The organism is Sphingomonas zeicaulis (assembly GCF_050433225.1).
GTDB lineage: Bacteria > Pseudomonadota > Alphaproteobacteria > Sphingomonadales > Sphingomonadaceae > Sphingomonas_D > Sphingomonas_D zeicaulis.
This window is the reverse complement of record NZ_JBNPXQ010000001.1, coordinates 870,890-886,754: the sequence shown is the minus strand read 5'-3', so window position 1 is coordinate 886,754 and position 15,865 is coordinate 870,890. Positions and strand designations below refer to the sequence as shown.

Here is a 15,865-nt window from a genome sequence, read left to right as displayed (position 1 = left end):
TCGCTATCTCCGCGTCGACACAGACAAGGGACGCAGATGCCGCTCATTCTCGACATTCTCCAGTATCTGATCAACATTGTCTGGTGGATCATCGTCATCCAGGCGATCCTGTCATGGCTGGTCGCCTTCAACGTGATCAACACCCACAACGACTTCATCCGGCAGTTGCTCTATGCGCTGGATCGGCTGACCGAGCCGCTCTACCGGCCGATCCGGCGGATCATGCCTGATCTCGGCGCGCTCGACCTGTCGCCGCTGGTCGTGCTGATCATCCTCGCGATCCTGAGCATGGCGATCAACCGCGCCTATTTCATGCTATGACGACGGCGTCGATCATCGACGGCAAGGCCTTCGCGCTCGGACTGCGCGAACGCATCGCGGAGCTGACCGCCGATTTCACCGAGGAAGCGGGCCGCGCGCCCGGCCTCGCGGTGGTGCTGGTCGGCGAGGATCCGGCGAGCGCGGTCTATGTGCGCTCCAAGCACAAGGCCTGCGTCGAAGCCGGCATGGCGAGCTTCGAGCATCGCCTGCCCGCGGACACCTCGCAGGCCGAGCTGCTCGCGCTGGTCGGCACGCTCAATGCCGATGATGCGGTGGATGGCATCCTCGTCCAGCTCCCCCTGCCCGCGCAGATCGACGAGAACCGGATCATTGCCGCGATCGATCCCGACAAGGATGTCGATGGCTTTCATCCGGTCAACGCCGGCCGGTTGGCGACGGGGCTCGACGGCTTCGTGCCCTGCACGCCGCTGGGGTGCCTGATGCTGCTCAAGGATCGGCTCGGCAGCCTGTCCGGGCTGGAGGCGGTGGTGATCGGCCGCTCCAACATCGTTGGCAAGCCGATGGCGGCGCTGCTGACCAAGGAAAGCTGCACCGTTACCGTCGCACACAGCCGCACGCGTGACCTGCCCGACGTCGTCCGGCGCGCCGACATCGTCGTCGCCGCGGTCGGCCGCGCCGGCATGATCAAGGGTGAGTGGATCAAGCCCGGCGCCACCGTGATCGACGTGGGCATCAACCGCGTCGACGGCAAGCTCGTCGGTGACGTCGATTTTGCCAGTGCCGCCGCGGTCGCGGGCGCGATCACCCCGGTGCCCGGCGGCGTCGGTCCGATGACGATAGCGGTGCTGCTTCGCAACACGCTCGTCGCCGCCCACCGCCACGCTGGCATCGCGCTCGCCGCCGACGCGATCTGATGCTGCCGCTGCTCCTTCTTGCCGCCGACACCCCTGCTTTGGCCGCCGGCGCCAGAGCCGCGGTCGATGGCGCGGTGAAGGCGGAGCGGGCGTTCGCCGCCGACGCGCAGCAGGGCGGGCAGTGGCCGGCTTTCCGCGCCACCGCCGCGCCCAAGGCAATGGTGTTCACGCCGCAGGCAACATCGGTCGAAGAGGCGTTCAAGAAGCCGCCCGAGCCCGCGATCCCGGTGATGTGGTGGCCGGCGACGGTGTTTCCGGCGTGCGATGGGGCGCTGGCGATCAACACCGGTCCGTGGGTGCTCGCCGCCTCCGCCACCACCGGCACCTTCACCACGGTTTGGACCAAGCAGTCCAACGGCCGCTGGCGCTGGCAGCTCGATCATGGCCGCGACACGCCGCATATGATCCCCGCCGGCAAGGAGCCGCAGGTGCGCGCGCCCGACTGTGCCAGCGCCAAAGCCGCGACCGCCCCGGAACGTAACGCTGCCTTCCAGGGCACGATGGCGCGGCTCGCGGAGGTCGCGCTGAGCGGTATCACCTCTTCCATGCTGGATGGTCTCGTCGCGGAGGATCTGCTGCTCCAGCGTGACAATGCGATGCCGGCGACGGGGGTCAAGGCACTGCCCGCCGCCACCTACGGCGAACGTCTCGGCTTCGGCAACGACTCGCTATGGACGCAGGTTTGGGAGAGCTATGCGACCTCGACCGGCGGGCATGATCTGCGCGTCTGGCAATGGCGCGGGCCCGATCTCGGCTGGCGCCTCGCGCTGTATGAGCTCGCCGAGCCGCCACGGCCGTGATCGAGCTGTTCATCTCCACCTTCGTCACGTTCTTCGTCGTCATCGATCCGCCGGGCTGCGCGCCCATCTTCGCGGGGCTGACGGCGGGAACGCCGACCGCGCATCGCCGCAGCATGGCGGTCCGTGCGGTGCTCTACGCATCGGGCATCCTGCTGGTGTTCGCGCTGTTCGGAGAGGATTTCCTCCGTGCGCTGGGCGTCAGCCTCGATGCGTTTCGCATCGCCGGCGGCATCATGCTGTTCCTGATCGCGCTCGACATGGTGTTCGAGAAGCGCACCGAGCGCCGCGAGGAACGCGCCGCCAAGGTCAAGGAAACGCCAGAGGCCGAGGATATCTCAGTGTTCCCGATGGCGATCCCGATGATCGCCGGCCCGGGCTCGATTGCTTCCGCCATGCTGCTGATCGGCAAGAGCGACGGCTGGGTCGAAGGCGCGGTCGTGCTCGCCGCGCTGGGCTCGATCCTGCTGCTGACCCTGATCGCACTGCTCGCATCCGGCCCGCTGATGCGGCTGCTTGGCCATAAACTCGAAGCGATGATCACGCGGCTGCTGGGCGTGATCCTCGCGGCGCTGGCGGCGCAGTTCGTGATCGACGGCATCAGGGACAGCTTCCTCTGATCCGGCGGGCGGTCAGCCGCCCGCTTCGAGCACCACCACCATCGGCCCCAGTGGCATGCCGCTATCCTGTCGGCCGGACTGCGCATCCCACAGCCGCGAGATCGATCCGTCGAGATAGAGCGCGTTCCGGCAGCCCAGCCCGTCGCGAAACAGGCGCGCAAAGCGGCCGAACGACACCCTTTCTTCGCTGATCGCGAACACCGCATTACCGTGTTCATCAACGCCGACGCCGTTGCGAACATGCTGCGAAGTGCCGTCCGGTGCGAACGCCGGATGAAACTTGCCCTCGATAACCAGCATCGGCCCGGACTGGGTGGCGAAATCGATTCGCGCAGGCCGTTTGGCGGCAAAGGCGTCCGTCGCTGTGACATGCCAGCCTTTGGCATCGCCGAAGAAGACACCGTTGGGTTTGAGGTGGAAATTGCCGTGCCCCTCCCGCCGGCTGAGCATGACTTGCTCCTTCCCCGCCTCGACATGAAGGCCGATCGGCCGGCCGCTCATGTCGAACATGCCCGCGTTCATGGCGAAGGAGACGCGCCGGGCATCCCCACCAAGATGCATCTTGAGCCGGGAAAATTGACGCAATGGCCGCCCGTCTGCGTCGAGGTCGGCCAGGCGGATGTCGTGGCGGCCGCGTCGTGCGGTGCAGACCGTGAAGCGACTACCTTCGAATGTAAGTGGCCGGCAGTCGACAGCCGGTTTGGGTGAGGCAGGCGCATCCCCGGCAGAAAGCAGGGTAATACCAAGAGCGGCAGTGACGAGACGAGCAAACATGGATGCAGGCTAGCGCCCATTCGGTCGGAACGCGAAAGGCGCTTCGATGGAAATGCCGTGCAGACTTGGCGCGCGGCCGATTTCGCGCGAGGGAGCGACGATGCTCCAGATACTCGTCGATGCCGATGCCTGCCCCGTCAAGGAAGAGGTCTACAAGGTCGCTTTCCGCCATGCGCTGCCGGTCGCGGTGGTCAGCAACACCGCGATGCGCGTACCCGTGCACGAACTCATCCAGCGGGTCGTGGTGAGCGACGGCTTCGACGCCGCCGACGACTGGATCGCGGAGCGCGCCGGCCCGCAGACGATCTGCATCACCGCCGATATCCTGCTCGCCGATCGCTGCCTCAAAGCCGGCGCCGTCGTGCTCGCGCCAAACGGGAAGCCCTTCACCAACAACTCGATCGGCGCCGCTATCGCCACCCGCGCGATCATGGCCGACCTGCGCGCCGGCGGCGACGTCATCGGCGGCCCCCCGCCCTTCTCGAAGACGGACCGCTCACGCTTTCTGTCCGCACTCGACGAAGCGATCGTGAAGCTGAAGCGGGGGCGATAAGCCCGACGAAAACGTAAGTGCGATCGGACAAAAAGGCTGCCGCACATCGCCAAGGTAATGCCGAAACCGGCGAAGCCAGAATAGGGACGCGTTGGATTCGAACCAACCACCTCTCATCACTAAGCACTCTCGCCAAAGAGCTTTCGTCCCCGGAGGAGGATACTCAAGCGCTGACGGCCTTGAAGCCTATATAATCGCCCAAAAGAAAAGGGGCCGGAAAACCGGCCCCTTCCCTTGATCGTTCCTGTCGGAAGCGGATCAGCGCTTCGAGAACTGGAAGCTGCGACGCGCCTTGGCGCGGCCATACTTCTTACGCTCGACCGCACGGCTGTCGCGGGTGAGGAAGCCAGCGGCCTTCACCGGGCTGCGCAGCGCCGGCTCGAACTTGGACAGCGCCTGCGCGATGCCGTGCTTGACCGCACCGGCCTGGCCCGAAAGGCCGCCGCCCTTGACGGTGCAGATCACGTCATACTGGCCAGAACGCTCGGCAACGTCGAACGGCTGGTTGATGACGAGACGCAGCGTCGGACGCGCGAAATAGATTTCCTGATCGCGGCCGTTGACCGTGATCTTGCCGGTGCCGGGCTTCAGCCACACGCGGGCGACGGCGTCCTTACGACGGCCGGTGGCGTAGGAACGGCCATAGGCGTCGACTTCGCGCTCACGCAGCGGGGTGGTCGGCAGAACCGGCGCCTGCGGGGCTTCGCCCTCGGCTTCCGGAGCAGCGGCAGCAGCCTGCGGGGCGGCGGCGGCAGCGGCGGTGAGGTCCTTCAGGTCGGACAGCGACTGACGGTTATCGGACATTATGCGCCCACCTTGTTCTTACGGTTCATCGACGCGACGTCGAGCACCTCGGGGCTCTGCCCCTCATGCGGATGCTCGGTGCCGGCATAGACGCGCAGGTTGCGCATCTGCTGGCGGCCCAGCGGGCCACGCGGGATCATGCGCTCAACGGCCTTCTCAAGCACGCGCTCCGGAAAGCGGCCTTCGAGCACCTTGCCGGCGGTCACGCCCTTGATGCCGCCGGCATAGCCGGTGTGCTTGTAATAGATCTTGTCCTGCAGCTTCTTGCCCGTGAAACGGATCTTGTCCGCGTTGATCACGATGACATTGTCACCGCAATCGACGTGCGGGGTGAAGCTCGGCTTGTGCTTGCCGCGCAGGATATTGGCGATGATGGTTGCCACGCGGCCGACCACCAGGCCATCGGCATCGATCAGATGCCACTTCTTCTCCACCTCGGCCGGCTTCGCCGGCTTGGTGGTCTTCATCAGCGCCTTCATGGGGCCAGACCTCTTGAAAATGACTGCGCCGCCCGTTCAAAGGGCGGCGTTGGTGGGGCGCTAATGACGAGTCGGTCTCGAAAAGTCAAGCAAACCGCGGGTTTCCCGACGGGTATCAGGATACCCAGTCGCCGAACCGCCGCCTTTCCTCCACCACCTGCTCCCCTTTGGCGGAACGGATGCGCTTCATCGATTGCGACGCGATGATGAGGCCCCAGTGGCGCGAGACGGTGTAATCGACGGCTTCGTCGAACGAGAGCGTGCCCATCGCGGCAAGCTCGCGCTCCAGCTTGGCGCGCTCGGCGGCGTCGGAGGCGGCGGAAAGCTGGCGTGCGAGATCGGCGATGCGGCGATCCAGTTCGGGCCCGCCCGAGCGGGTGGTGCTGCGGTAGAGCGCCGTGTCTGCATCGACATTGACCCAGCCCGAGGCGATGCTGACCGGAATGGTGCCGCCGAACGGCGTCGGCGTCTCCCGCGTCTCGCTGCTCTGCGCGGCAGCGCCCCCCTGCCGGCCGGCGAAGGCGAGCAGCCGTTCGGGGTCCTCGCGCAGCATGCGTTCGCGCGCGGGGACGGGCAATGCGATCAGCGCGTCGAACACGCGGCGGATCAGCACCTGCCCGTCCGCGGACCTGCTCTTGGCAAGCTGGGTGTCCCGGATCGCCGGTAACCGCGCCCAGACCGCGTCGCTGTTCTCAACTGCCACCACCTTGCCGGCGCGATCGATGCGGAAACCGATCTCGATATCGGCGAGCAAGGCGGTCGACAGGCGGAAATTGTCGCCGCGCATGCCGGTGGCGTCGGTAAAGGATTCGATCGCGCGTGACGTCATGCGGTAGCCGCCGTCGCTCGCCGGCACGAACTGCACCTCGCGGACGATCGTGTAACGCTCCTTGCCCGCCTCGCCGTCGCGGATCTGCGTGGTCTCGTAGCGCAGCTTTCGCCCCGTCGGCGGCGCGAAGGGAAGCATCACCGTCGCCGCGGTGCCGGTCGGCGCCTGCGCAGGCGCGCCGGCAGGCGCGAGCATCAAGAGCAGCAATAGCGCGATCGGCCAGCCCCTCACGTCGTCACCTCGTCAAGCCAGGCGGCATAGGCGGTGCCGGTTTCGGCCGGCCAGTGGCTGATCGCCGGCACATCATAGCTGTGCAACTCGGCGATGCGGCGCGCGAGCGGTTCGGCAAGCGCGCTGCGCGTCTTGAACAGCGCCGGCACTTCGGTCGCGCGCTCGATGGCACCGTGCCATCGATAGATCGATCGGCAAGGTGCCTGGATGTTGACGCAGCCCGCCAGCCCTTCCTCCACCACCTGCTGCCCGATCCGGTCCGCCTCGTCGGCGTCGGCGAACAGCGCATAGACGCAGGCGAGCGCGCTCAACGCCGCGATCCCAGCTTGTGCGCCGCCGCCGCCGCCGCTGCGACGAGCAACGCGCCGACCGCCTGGTGAGCGACGGCGACGTCGATCAGCACGCCGGTCAGCAAGGTCGCAATGCCGAGCGCGATCTGCGTGACGAGGAGCAAGCCGAGCAGCAGCGCGATACCGCCCCGCGTCCGCCAGGCGAGCAGTGCCAGCACCGCGGCCACGACCCACGCAAACCAGCGATGCGCGAACTGCACCACGATCGGGTTGTCGACGAGGTTGCGCCACGCCGGCTCGATCATCGGCGTCGCGGCGGGGAACCACGCCTCGCCCATCTTCGGCCAGCTCGAGAAAGCGAAGCCGGCATTGAGCCCGGCGGTGAAGGCGCCGAGCAGCAATTGCACGAACAGCAGTGCCAGCGCGGCGAACGCGAAACCGGTCAGCCGCGCCGGCTTCGCCCGATGATCGCGGGCGAGCGCGCGTAGGTCGAGCGCCGTCCACACCAGCCCGCCCAATATGAAGAGCGCGGTCAGCAGATGGACGGCAAGGCGGACATGGCTGACGTCGGTGCGGTTGACGAGGCCAGAGGCGACCATCCACCAACCGATCGCGCCCTGCAGTCCGCCGAGCAGCAGCAGCGCCACCAGCCGCGGGCCATAGCCCGCCGGGATCGCGCGCTTCATCCAGAACCACAGCAAAGGCAGCGCAAAGGCCAGCCCGATCAGCCGGCCGAGCAGGCGATGGATATATTCCCAGAAGAAGATGAACTTGAAATCCGCCAGGCTCATACCGCGGTTGATCTGCTGATATTCGGGCGTCGCCTGATAGGCGCGGAACGCCGCTTCCCATTGCGCGTCCGTCAGCGGCGGCACCGCTCCCGTCACGGGCTTCCATTCGACGATCGACAGCCCCGACTCGGTCAGCCGAGTGATCCCGCCCACGACAACCATCGCGAAGACCAGCAGCGCAACGAGCAAAAGCCAGCGCGACAGCGCCAGCGGACGGGGCTGCGCCGCGCGGGCGGCGCCGGAAACGGCGAACGTGCGAGCCATTGCCGGCCTATGCGCCGCGCGGCGGGCCGAAACAAGCAAGGCTTGATTGCAGCGCTGCACTGACGCACCCAAATGTTATGTTGTCACGTCGCTATCTTCGTGGCAGAGGGACGTCCGATAAGAGGAGTCGTTGTGAGTAGCCTGCTGGTGCGTGAGGGGATGCTGGATCGACTGGCCATAGGCCTGTCGGGCATTTGCCTTGTCCACTGCATCGCCACCTCGCTGATCCTCGCGCTCGCCGCATCGGCTGGTGGGCTGCTGTTCGATCCGCTGGTGCATGAGATCGGGCTTGGCATCGCCATATTGCTCGGCGCGCTCGCGCTCGGTCGTGGCGCGATGATGCACGGCCAGATGCTGCCGGTGGCGATCGGTTCGCTCGGGCTCGGTGTGATGATGGGCGCGATGAGCCTGCCGCACGATGGCAGCGAATCGCTGTTCACGATCATCGGCGTCGCACTCCTCGCCTACGGCCATCATTTGAACAGCCGCGCGGCCGCGCTCGCCTGAACTTGCCGCGGGGCGCCACTGCCCTTAAATCCGGTGCATGGCCGATCACCACCATCATGCGCTCCACGAGGGCGAGTCGCTGACTTCCGCCGCACAGGGCGCGCTCGAACGCGCCGGCGAACAGTGGACGACGATGCGCGCGAGCGTGTTCGAAGCGCTGGCGGGCTTCGATCGTCCGGCCTCGGCCTATGACATCGCCGAGGCGGTCTCGAAGGCGGAAGGGCGTCGGGTGGCGGCCAACAGCGTCTATCGCATCCTCGACCTGTTCGTGACCGCGAACCTCGCGCATCGCGTGGAAAGCGCCAACGCCTATATTGCCAACGCCCACCCGGCCTGCCGCCACGACTGTATCTTCCTGGTCTGCGATGTCTGTGGGCAGACCACCCACATCGACGACGATCATCTGTCGGACGCCGTACGCGGTGCCGCGCGCGGCGCGGGATTCGCGCCCGAACGGCCTGTAATAGAGGTGCGCGGCCGCTGCGCGGCGTGCGTGGAAAAGCAGGCGGCCTGATCGCACTCGGATCCAGCACCTCGGCCTCCCCTCCTCCGTTCATCCCGAGCGAAGTCGATGGGGCGGGTCCAGCGAAGCCGAGACCGAGAGACCCGCTCCGTACGCGGCCGCTCGTCCCTCGACCCGTCGTCGTCGCTCGGGACATGCTTCGCCCATGGCGAACGAAGGGCAGGCTGACGTTCCACACGGAACCAAACGGATCCTCCACAGCATCTTCATTCGACACTGTTGCCCGGCTCGGCTAAACCGCCGAGCTTAGAGGAAGAATATGTCAGACTTGCCGAAGACCCCGCTGCTCGATCAGGTCCACACGCCGGACGAACTGCGCAAGATCCCCGTCGAATCGCTGCGCCAGCTTGCAGACGAGTTGCGCCAGGAAACGATCTCCGCAGTCGGCACCACGGGCGGGCATCTGGGTTCGGGCCTCGGGGTCGTCGAACTGACGGTGGCGATCCATTATGTGTTCGATACGCCCCATGACCGGTTGATCTGGGACGTGGGCCACCAATGCTATCCGCACAAGATCCTCACCGGCCGGCGCGATCGCATCCGTACGCTGCGGCAAGGTGGCGGCCTCTCGGGCTTCACCAAGCGCGCCGAGAGCGAATATGATCCGTTCGGCGCGGCGCACAGTTCCACCTCGATCTCGGCGGCGCTGGGTTTCGCGGTCGCGAACAAGCTTGCCGGCAAGCCCGGCAAGGGCATCGCGGTGATCGGTGACGGCGCAATGTCGGCCGGCATGGCCTATGAGGCGATGAACAACGCCGCGCAGGCCGGCAACCGGCTGGTGGTGATCCTGAATGACAACGACATGTCGATCGCGCCGCCGGTGGGCGGGCTTTCGGCCTATCTCGCGCGCCTCGTTTCCAGCCGCGAATTCCTGGGGCTGCGCGAATTGGCCAAGCGCCTGGCGCGCAAGCTGCCGCGTCCGCTGCACAAGGCCGCGCGCAAGACCGACGAGTTTGCCCGCGGCATGACGATGGGCGGTACCCTCTTCGAGGAACTCGGCTTCTATTATGTCGGCCCGATCGATGGTCATAATCTCGAGCATCTGATCCCGGTGCTGGAGAATGTGCGCGATGCCGCCGAGGGCCCGATCCTCGTCCATGTCGTGACCCAGAAGGGCAAGGGCTATGCTCCGGCCGAGGCCGCGGCGGACAAATATCATGGTGTCCAGAAGTTCGACGTCATTTCGGGCGAGCAGGCAAAGGCGCCGCCGGGGCCGCCGAGCTACACCGGCATCTTCGCCAAGGCGCTCGCCGCCGAGGCGGAACGCGATCCAGCCATCTGCGCGATCACCGCGGCGATGCCGGGCGGGACCGGCCTTGACCTGTTTCAGAAGCGCTTTCCCGAGCGCGCGTTCGACGTCGGCATCGCCGAACAACATGCGGTGACCTTCGCCGCGGGCCTCTCCGCGCAGGGGATGCGCCCGTTCTGCGCGATCTATTCCACTTTCCTGCAGCGCGCCTACGATCAGGTCGTCCACGACGTGGCGATTCAGAACCTGCCGGTGCGCTTTGCGATCGACCGTGCCGGGCTGGTCGGCGCCGACGGTAGCACCCATGCCGGCAGCTTCGACATCACCTATCTGGCGACATTGCCCAACTTCGTGGTGATGGCGGCGGCCGACGAGGCCGAAATGGTCCACATGGTCCATACCTGCGCTTTGCATGATTCCGGCCCGATCGCGCTGCGCTATCCGCGGGGCAACGGCACCGGCGCGGCGCTGCCCGAAACGCCCGAGCGGCTGGAAATCGGCAAGGGCCGCATCGTCCGCCAGGGCAAGACGGTGGCGATCCTCTCGCTCGGCACCCGGCTGGAAGAGGCGCTGAAGGCGGCCGACCAGTTGGAGGCGCAGGGCCTCTCCACCACCGTCGCCGACCTGCGCTTCGCCAAGCCACTCGACGAGGCGCTGATCCGCAAGCTGCTGACCAGCCACGAAGTGGCGGTGACGATCGAGGAGGGTGCAATCGGCGGGCTCGGCGCGCACGTGCTGACGATGGCGAGCGACCAGGGGCTGATCGATGGCGGGCTCAAGCTCCGCACGATGCGCCTGCCGGACATCTTCCAGGATCAGAACAAGCCCGACAAGCAATATGCCGAGGCCGGGCTGGACGCCGCGGCGATCGTGCAGACGGTGCTGACCGCGCTACGCCACAACAGCACCGGCGTGTCGCAGGGCGCGCGCGCCTGACGGGCGCGGTGATCGCCCTTCCCCAGCGCTGGGCGGATCATCTCCGCCGCGACCGCCGCCGTTCCCCGCACACGGTGCGCGCCTATCAGGCGACCGCCGAGCGGCTGATGACGTTCCTCGCCGAACATCTCGGCGGGCCGGTCGACGCGGCGGCGCTGGCGCGGCTCGAAGCCTCCGACCTGCGCGCCTTTCTCGCGGCGCGGCGCGGTGACGGCATCGGCAATCTTTCGGCCGCGCGCGAGCTTTCCGCGGTGCGCGGCTTCCTCGCCTTTGCCGGGGGCGAGGGCGCCACGGTGCCGCGGCTGCGCGGGCCGCGCGTGAAGAAAGGCGTGCCGCGCCCGATCTCGCCCGACGAAGCGATCGCGCTGGCCGAGGATGTCGCCGAGCAGCAGGAGGAAGCGTGGATCGCGGCGCGCGACTGGGCCGTGCTGCTGCTGCTCTATGGTGCAGGGCTGCGCATCGGCGAGGCGATGGCGCTGACCGGCGCGGTGCTGCCGCTGGGTGAAACGCTCGCAGTCACCGGCAAGCGCAACAAGACGCGGATGGTGCCGCTGCTGCCACAGGTGCGCGCGGCGCTGGAAAGCTACGCCCGGCTCTGCCCCTGGGCGCCGGCGCGCAACGAGCCGCTGTTCCGCGGCGCACGCGGCGGACCGCTCTCCGCCGCGATCATCCGTCGCTCGGTCCGCGGCGCGCGGGCGCGGCTGGGCCTGGGCGAGCGCACGACGCCGCACGCGCTGCGCCACAGCTTCGCCACCCACCTGCTGGGGCGCGGCGCCGATCTACGCTCGCTGCAGGAATTGCTCGGCCATGCCAGCCTCAGTTCGACGCAGGTCTACACCGCGGTCGACGCCGCGCATTTGCTGGATGTCTATCGCAACGCCCACCCCCGGGCGTAAAGCCGGGGCCTAGCTGCGGTCCGAAAGCCGCGCGATCTCCCGCGCGACCAATGTCTCCACGATCGCAGGCAGATGCGCATCAAGCCATTCGCGCAGCATCGGGCGGAGCAGATCCCGCACCAGCCCTTCCAGCGTATTGTCCCCCGGCGCCGCATCCCTGACGACAAGGCCCGACAGCGACGACAGCGCCTGCCGGCTCGCCTCGGCGGCCGCATCGGAAACCAGCGAAGACGCCGGGCTGCCTGGTCCCGCCGCGACCGGCTCGGCCTGTTCCGGCAGATCCTCCGGCTGATCCTCGTCGATCGCGGCACGGCGCGCGCCATCCGCATCCTCGGCGATGATCCTTTTGATCGATGCGAGTATCTCTTCCATCGACGCGTCTTGCCGGGCTTCGCCCATCATACCGGTCCCCGTGCGCGAACTACTCGCCGGGCGGCGTGGCGGGACGCTCCGGCAAAGGCTGAACAGAGGGGGTTTGGGCCGGCGTGTCAACGGTGCGCGTCGATTGCTGCTTCGGATCCGGGCGTGAACTCCAGTCGAAGAAGCTATTCTTCACCCGCCGGTAATTGTCGAGCGGGTCGTAGAGCGGGCCGCCATCCAACCCCAGGTCGCGCGCCTCGGCCTTGCCCATCGCCGCCAGCAGGGTGAAGCCGGCGACATAGGCATCGCGCCGCGCGGTCACGAGTTGCACCTGCGCGTTGAGCAATTCCTGCTCGGCGTTGAGGATATCGAGGATGGTGCGGTTGCCGACGCTGTTCTCGGCGCGCACGCCCTCCAGCGACAGGCTGTTGGCGTCCACCGCGCGCTGCTGCGAATCGATCACTGCCTGTGAGGCGCGCCAGCTCGCAAAGGCCGCGCGGGTCTGCGCGATCACGCCGCGCTCGACCTCGACCGCCTGCTCGATCGCCTGCCCGGAGCGCGCCTGCGCCTGGCGGATCTGCGCCGCCGGGCGCCCGCCCTGGAAGATCGGCAGCGTCGCCTGCAGGCCGATCTGCGCATCCCTCTGCGTCTGGGCGACGCTGACGCCGGGCACGTTGCTACCCAGCGTGCCCAGGAAGTTCACATAGGTGGCGCTACCGACACCGGAAAGCGTGGGCAGGCGTGACGCGCGCGCGACGCCGATATCGCGATCCGCCGCTTCGCGCCGGGCGACGGCAGCGGCGATGTCGGGGTTGTTCGCCGTCGCCACATCCACCGCGTCATCTGGGGTCTCGGGCAGGTTGGGTAGCGGCGGCGGCGGCTCCAATTCGCCAGGTGGCGTGCCGACGAAGCGGATATACTGCTCACGGCTGTTGATCAGCGCCGCTTCGGCGGAGCGGAGCTGGCTCTGCGCCAGCGCCAGCCGTGCTTCGGACTGGGCAACGTCGGTGCGCGTCAGGTCACCCACCTCGAACCGGTCGCGCGTCGCTTCCAGATTGGTCTGGAGAACGCGGTTGTTCGCCTGGTTGAGCTGGACGATCGCCTGATCGCGGATGACGTCCATATAGGCCGCCACCACCTGGTTGAACACGCTGGCCTCGGTGCCGCGCAGATCGCCCTGCCCCGCCTCGACCCGCTTCTTGGCCGCGGCGATGCCGTTGCGCACCAGCCCACCCTGATAGATCGGGATCTGCAGGTTGACCTGCCCCGCCACTTGCCGTTCGGGCGCATTGAACGCGTTCGCGGGAATGACGACATTTTCGGTGTAGCTGCCGCCCAGACGGAGATCGGGGAGCCCGTCCGCCTTGGCGATCGGCACGCCTTCATCGGTCGCACGCTGCTGGGCGCGCGCCGCGGTCAATGTCGGGTTGTCGGAATAGGCCTTGATCAATGCTTCGCGCAGCGTTTCAGCATAGGCGGGCGCACCGGCGAACAGCGGAGCGACCGCCGCGCCTGCGCAAAGAAGAAAGGACTTACGCAGGCAGCGGCGCATCATGGCCTCTTAGACGCTGATTAGAAGCTGAAGGTTCGCGGCCGCTCGAAGCCGGGCAGCACGGCCGCCTCGGCGTCGGTGACGCGCTGGAAGCTGACGGTACCGCCGGCCACGCGGCCGATCACCAGACGGGTAACGCCATCGTCGATCACCGGCGCGGCGATGCGGCCACCCGGCGCAAGCTGCGCGACCAGCGCATCGGGGATTTGCTCGACCGCGCCGTCGATCAGGATCAGGTCATAGGGCCCCTGGTCGGGGGCACCGGCGGCGGCCGGCCCCTCGACGACCGTCACGTTCGCCGCATCGGCGAGCGCAGTGCGCATGTCGGCGACGAGCGCGGCATCGGCCTCGACCGCGACGACCGACGCGGTGAGACGCGCGAGCAGGGCGGCGGCATAGCCGGTCGCTGCCCCCACCACGAGCGCCTTGTCGGTGGCGACGACATTGGCCTCGGTCAGCAGCCGGCCCACCACCATCGGCGGATTCAGCGCACGGCCACCCGCCAGCGGCACGGGCGTGTCGACATAGGCGAGCGCACGACGGCCGGCGGGCACGAAGCGCTCACGCTCCACCGCGCCCATCGCCTCGATCACGCGCACGTCGTTGACCGCGGTGGTCCGCAGCTGGCTCGCCACCATCGCGCGGCGAAGGGTTTCAAAGCTCTGATCGTTCACAACGCCCTCGATGACATAAGTGTGTTAGTGACGCAATACACCAATTGCGCGCTCCGCAATTCCCTATCGGTTGCTGCAGCGCACGCCAAGCGTCGTTCGCCGAAAACAGTCGGTCGCTGGTAGTTGACAGACGGCTTCGCTTTCAGCACATGGCGCCGCTCCGGCCCGATGGCGGAGTGGTGACGCAGAGGACTGCAAATCCTTGCACCCGGGTTCGATTCCCGGTCGGGCCTCCACTTCCTTTAATACCGCACCGGCGCGACATGCGTCGAACAGGCGGAAATGCCGGGCGAGTCGCCGGGCCCGGCGGCTTGCCCGGGCCTTTGCGGATGGAGCCTCGCCGCAAAGTCCCATAATCTTCCCCGAAAGCCGCGCGGAAAGACTCGGCGCGGCGCATCGCGGGAGGGGATCTGGGTCATGGCGATCTACAGGGTTCTGGGCGAACAACTCGTTGCCGAAACCGAATTCCGCGCCAAGGGCGCAGCACTCGTCCGATCGCTCAACGCAAAGCTCGCGGGCGGCGATGCCGGTCCGGAAATCATGCTCGACGATGGCAGCCCCTTCGCTTTTGCGGCCAAGCCGGCCGCCGAAGCCGCCGGAGCGTTGACCGGCTTCACCCCGGTCGCCTTCGGCAGCCCGGTCGCGATCGACATCCGCCACGTCTATACCGGCAAGGTCGGGGACGATGGGGGGTTCCTGAGTGGCGGCACCGGAGACATCGCGGTGGTTTCGGGGGTCAAGACCTGGGGTGCTTTCCAGGCGAGCGCGCGCGCGCTCAACTGGGTCGCACCCAAGAAGGGCAAGCGATCCAACCTCGGCAAACCCGGCGCGCTGCGCGACGGCACGCCGATCATCGCCTATCAGAAGGCGATTGCCACGCGGCAGTTGACGGTAACGGTGGAACTCTCCTCCGCCCCGCGCGACAAGAATATCCTCGATCATCTCGCCGGCGCCTTCACTGCCGCCGCCGGCATTCCGCTGTTCATGCCCTATTCGGGCGCGCTCCTCGCCGCCGGCCAGTTGCTGCCGGCCGCGGGCAAGCTGCTCGAATCGATCTCGGGCAGCCACCGCCAATGGGATGCCAGCGAGGACCTCAACTTCGGCCTGGCCGGCACCGAGGATGCCGATGCGGGCTTCCGCGTGATCGCCGATGCCAACGCCGGGCTCGAAGGGCTGCATTTCGACGCGAAGAAGGGCCTCGTCGATGCCGGCGGGCAGCCCTATGCGGGCGACCAGCCCTATATCGTCATCGCGGTGGACGGCGCCCCGCAGACCGAGTTGGAGGGTTTCACGCCCGCCGTCACCTCCGCCGAGGTGCTCAAGCGCTTCCGCATGGGGCAGACCGGTCAGAGCCCGATCATCGACGATCTGACCGACCTGATGACGATCATTTCCGACGTCAAGTTTCGCGGCCAGGCGATGAGCCTCAAGGACAAGATCGCGGACCTCACCGGCGCCGAGAAGGACAAGGCGCAGGCGCAATATGATGCGCTGGTGAAGAACATCATGAAGAAGGAACTCAAGCCGCCGGCCTGATCCG

At 67.3% G+C, this 15,865-nt stretch carries 19 protein-coding genes and 2 tRNA genes; 11 read left to right on the top strand and 10 right to left on the bottom strand.

The window, feature by feature from the left end:
• Nucleotides 1-36 precede the first annotated feature (36 nt).
• Genes FHS96_RS04205 through FHS96_RS04190 form a run of 4 tightly spaced genes read left to right on the top strand, consistent with a single transcriptional unit; the run spans nucleotide 37 to nucleotide 2,613 of the window.
• A complete protein-coding gene (locus FHS96_RS04205) occupies nucleotides 37-321 on the top strand; it encodes a YggT family protein (protein WP_429588146.1) in 285 nt (94 codons plus the stop codon).
• Nucleotides 318-1,196 (top strand): bifunctional methylenetetrahydrofolate dehydrogenase/methenyltetrahydrofolate cyclohydrolase FolD, encoded by an 879-nt coding sequence (folD, locus tag FHS96_RS04200; RefSeq protein ID WP_429588145.1) that lies wholly within the window; start codon nucleotides 318-320, stop codon nucleotides 1,194-1,196. The genes FHS96_RS04205 and folD overlap by 4 nt, the downstream gene beginning before the upstream one ends.
• A complete protein-coding gene (locus tag FHS96_RS04195) occupies nucleotides 1,196-1,996 on the top strand; it encodes a hypothetical protein (RefSeq protein WP_429588144.1) in 801 nt (266 codons plus the stop codon). The genes folD and FHS96_RS04195 overlap by 1 nt, the downstream gene beginning before the upstream one ends.
• Nucleotides 1,993-2,613 (top strand): MarC family protein, encoded by a 621-nt coding sequence (locus tag FHS96_RS04190; RefSeq protein WP_429588143.1) that lies wholly within the window; start codon nucleotides 1,993-1,995, stop codon nucleotides 2,611-2,613. The genes FHS96_RS04195 and FHS96_RS04190 overlap by 4 nt, the downstream gene beginning before the upstream one ends.
• Before the next feature lie 12 nt (nucleotides 2,614-2,625).
• On the opposite strand, the gene FHS96_RS04185 is transcribed toward FHS96_RS04190, so the two are convergent.
• Nucleotides 2,626-3,387 (bottom strand): phosphodiester glycosidase family protein, encoded by a 762-nt coding sequence (locus FHS96_RS04185; protein WP_429588142.1) that lies wholly within the window; start codon nucleotides 3,385-3,387, stop codon nucleotides 2,626-2,628.
• Nucleotides 3,388-3,487: 100 nt separating this feature from the next.
• Here FHS96_RS04185 and FHS96_RS04180 point away from each other — a divergent pair, with 100 nt between their 5' ends.
• On the top strand, nucleotides 3,488-3,940 hold the full coding sequence (locus FHS96_RS04180) for a YaiI/YqxD family protein (RefSeq protein WP_429588141.1): 453 nt from the start codon (nucleotides 3,488-3,490) through the stop codon (nucleotides 3,938-3,940).
• An 81-nt stretch (nucleotides 3,941-4,021) separates the two neighbouring features.
• On the opposite strand, the gene FHS96_RS04175 is transcribed toward FHS96_RS04180, so the two are convergent.
• From FHS96_RS04175 to FHS96_RS04150, 6 genes are all read right to left on the bottom strand, one after another.
• Nucleotides 4,022-4,091: transfer RNA gene (locus tag FHS96_RS04175), tRNA-OTHER, on the bottom strand.
• Nucleotides 4,092-4,198: 107 nt separating this feature from the next.
• Nucleotides 4,199-4,744, bottom strand: coding sequence for a 30S ribosomal protein S9 (gene rpsI, locus FHS96_RS04170; RefSeq protein WP_429588140.1), 546 nt, complete (start codon nucleotides 4,742-4,744; stop codon nucleotides 4,199-4,201).
• Nucleotides 4,744-5,223, bottom strand: a complete 480-nt coding sequence (gene rplM, locus FHS96_RS04165) for a 50S ribosomal protein L13 (protein ID WP_429588138.1) — start codon at nucleotides 5,221-5,223, stop codon at nucleotides 4,744-4,746. The genes rpsI and rplM overlap by 1 nt, the downstream gene beginning before the upstream one ends.
• A 115-nt stretch (nucleotides 5,224-5,338) precedes the next feature.
• Nucleotides 5,339-6,247, bottom strand: a complete 909-nt coding sequence (locus tag FHS96_RS04160) for a hypothetical protein (protein ID WP_429588136.1) — start codon at nucleotides 6,245-6,247, stop codon at nucleotides 5,339-5,341.
• 32 nt (nucleotides 6,248-6,279) lie between these two features.
• Nucleotides 6,280-6,594 carry a divalent-cation tolerance protein CutA gene (gene cutA, locus FHS96_RS04155; protein WP_429588135.1) on the bottom strand — a complete coding sequence of 105 codons (315 nt, stop codon included), beginning with the start codon at nucleotides 6,592-6,594 and terminating at the stop codon, nucleotides 6,280-6,282.
• Entirely contained in the window at nucleotides 6,591-7,628 is a 1,038-nt protein-coding gene (locus FHS96_RS04150) for a COX15/CtaA family protein (RefSeq protein WP_429588134.1), read from the bottom strand. Before FHS96_RS04150 ends, cutA begins: the two co-directional genes overlap by 4 nt.
• A gap of 159 nt (nucleotides 7,629-7,787) precedes the next feature.
• On the opposite strand from FHS96_RS04150, the gene FHS96_RS04145 reads away from it, so the two are divergent.
• The 4 genes from FHS96_RS04145 (at nucleotide 7,788) to FHS96_RS04130 (ending at nucleotide 11,739) form a co-directional block, all read left to right on the top strand.
• Complete coding sequence (locus FHS96_RS04145) at nucleotides 7,788-8,135, top strand: MerC domain-containing protein (protein ID WP_429589607.1); 348 nt, start codon at nucleotides 7,788-7,790, stop codon at nucleotides 8,133-8,135.
• Nucleotides 8,136-8,172: 37 nt separating this feature from the next.
• Nucleotides 8,173-8,649, top strand: a complete 477-nt coding sequence (locus FHS96_RS04140) for a Fur family transcriptional regulator (protein WP_429588133.1) — start codon at nucleotides 8,173-8,175, stop codon at nucleotides 8,647-8,649.
• Nucleotides 8,650-8,917: 268 nt separating this feature from the next.
• Entirely contained in the window at nucleotides 8,918-10,843 is a 1,926-nt protein-coding gene (dxs, locus tag FHS96_RS04135) for a 1-deoxy-D-xylulose-5-phosphate synthase (RefSeq protein ID WP_429588132.1), read from the top strand.
• An 8-nt stretch (nucleotides 10,844-10,851) separates the two neighbouring features.
• A complete protein-coding gene (locus FHS96_RS04130) occupies nucleotides 10,852-11,739 on the top strand; it encodes a tyrosine recombinase XerC (RefSeq protein ID WP_429588131.1) in 888 nt (295 codons plus the stop codon).
• 9 nt (nucleotides 11,740-11,748) lie between these two features.
• Here the strand turns inward: FHS96_RS04130 and FHS96_RS04125 are convergent, their stop codons facing one another.
• Genes FHS96_RS04125 through FHS96_RS04115 form a run of 3 tightly spaced genes read right to left on the bottom strand, consistent with a single transcriptional unit; the run spans nucleotide 11,749 to nucleotide 14,325 of the window.
• A complete protein-coding gene (locus FHS96_RS04125) occupies nucleotides 11,749-12,141 on the bottom strand; it encodes a DUF2497 domain-containing protein (RefSeq protein ID WP_429588130.1) in 393 nt (130 codons plus the stop codon).
• 19 nt (nucleotides 12,142-12,160) lie between these two features.
• Nucleotides 12,161-13,651 (bottom strand): TolC family outer membrane protein, encoded by a 1,491-nt coding sequence (locus FHS96_RS04120; protein WP_429588129.1) that lies wholly within the window; start codon nucleotides 13,649-13,651, stop codon nucleotides 12,161-12,163.
• A gap of 20 nt (nucleotides 13,652-13,671) precedes the next feature.
• A complete protein-coding gene (locus FHS96_RS04115; protein ID WP_429588128.1) occupies nucleotides 13,672-14,325 on the bottom strand; it encodes a protein-L-isoaspartate O-methyltransferase family protein in 654 nt (217 codons plus the stop codon).
• Nucleotides 14,326-14,487: 162 nt separating this feature from the next.
• Here FHS96_RS04115 and FHS96_RS04110 point away from each other — a divergent pair.
• A tRNA-Cys gene (locus FHS96_RS04110) sits at nucleotides 14,488-14,561 on the top strand.
• A gap of 181 nt (nucleotides 14,562-14,742) precedes the next feature.
• Complete coding sequence (locus FHS96_RS04105; RefSeq protein WP_429588127.1) at nucleotides 14,743-15,861, top strand: hypothetical protein; 1,119 nt, start codon at nucleotides 14,743-14,745, stop codon at nucleotides 15,859-15,861.
• Nucleotides 15,862-15,865: the final 4 nt, after the last annotated feature.